This window comes from Streptomyces sp. MS191 (assembly GCF_008042125.1).
In the GTDB taxonomy this organism is placed as follows: domain Bacteria; phylum Actinomycetota; class Actinomycetes; order Streptomycetales; family Streptomycetaceae; genus Streptomyces.
Genome location: NZ_RDBI01000164.1, coordinates 1 through 1,177, shown reverse-complemented (window position 1 = coordinate 1,177; position 1,177 = coordinate 1). Strand labels below are relative to the sequence as shown.

Annotated in this window: 1 protein-coding gene; it reads left to right on the top strand. The window is 68.7% G+C overall.

What is annotated here, in order from left to right:
- Positions 1–424: 424 nt before the first annotated feature.
- Complete coding sequence (locus tag EAO71_RS36090; protein WP_147982028.1) at positions 425–772, top strand: DoxX family protein; 348 nt, start codon at positions 425–427, stop codon at positions 770–772.
- Positions 773–1,177: the final 405 nt, after the last annotated feature.

The following is a 1,177-nucleotide window of genomic DNA, read 5'->3' as shown; positions in this document are numbered from 1 at the left end:
CTCTCCGAGTGTTGCGGGCTCCGGCGCCGCATCAAGGGCGCTCCTTCGTCGCGTCGCTGCGCGATGGGCTGCGCCCACCCTTGACCCGTCACCTCCACCCGCCTTTACACACTCGGAGGGCGGCCCGGGGAAGGGGCATCCGCTCCGGGGACCGGAGCCTCCCGGGCGCCGTCGGCGGCTGTCAGTCCGGGGYGGTYYAGCGCAGCCATTGAATGGGGCGGCTGGGCATGGCTAAGCGGGTGCCACTCGATTCTCGGTTGGGATTCATGCCCCGCTGGTCACTCTCCGGTGGGGGTGAAGCCGACACCCCAGGAGCGTGAATCGAGCGCCGAAAAAAGGAATCCGGGACGGCTGTCACGTTTCCTTCGTGGGGGGTGTCAGAGGGGTGACGGACTCAAGACACCCTTCCTGAGGAGCCCCTCCGATGTTCATCGCCTACGTCATCGTCACTGTTCTGGCCGCCCTGATGGCGGGATTCTCGGCCGGCTCCGTCTTCTTCCGAGCCGCATGGGTGGTGGAACCCCTGGCCGAGTACGGCGTTCCCAAGTCCTGGTGGGTCTGGCTCGGCGTGGCCAAGGCTGCCGGGGCAGTCGGCCTGCTGGTGGGGCTGGCCGTGCCGATCATCGGCATCCTCGCCGGGATCGGTCTGGTGCTGTACTTCGCCGGGGCTGTCATCACCGTGATCCGCGCCCGCGTATACGCGCACGTCCCGTTCCCCCTGGTTTACGCGGCCCCAGTCATCGGCGCCCTCGCCCTCGGCGCCGCCGCCTGAATCCCCCACCCCGCCGGAATGACGCTACGGCGTACATACTCGCGGTAACCCAGTCGGGGAAAGGGGCTTTAGTGGGCATATCGGACCCTCGGGGGGCTTAATGTACGCCGTAGCGTCATTGAGTGGTCGACTTCCGGCCGGCGATGGGGCTGGTGGGATGGATGGGGCCTGCCCGGCCCGAACGATCGGGGCTGGGCGCGGGGCAGGGGTCACCCTCCACCGGCATTGACCAGCGGGGCATGAATCTCGACCCATGAGCGACCGGTCGACGCTAAGCCCTGCCGGGTCACCCCATTCAATGGCTGCGCTAGACCGCCCCGGACTGACAGCCGCCGACGGCGCCCGGGAGGCTCCGGTCCCCGGAGCGGATGCCCCTTCCCCGGGCCGCCCTCCGAGTGTGAAAAG

What these genes read in the sequence shown, in the direction of transcription:
- EAO71_RS36090 (WP_147982028.1), top strand. Translation starts at nt 425, where the DNA reads ATGTTCATCGCCTACGTCATCGTCACTGTTCTGGCCGCCCTGATGGCG.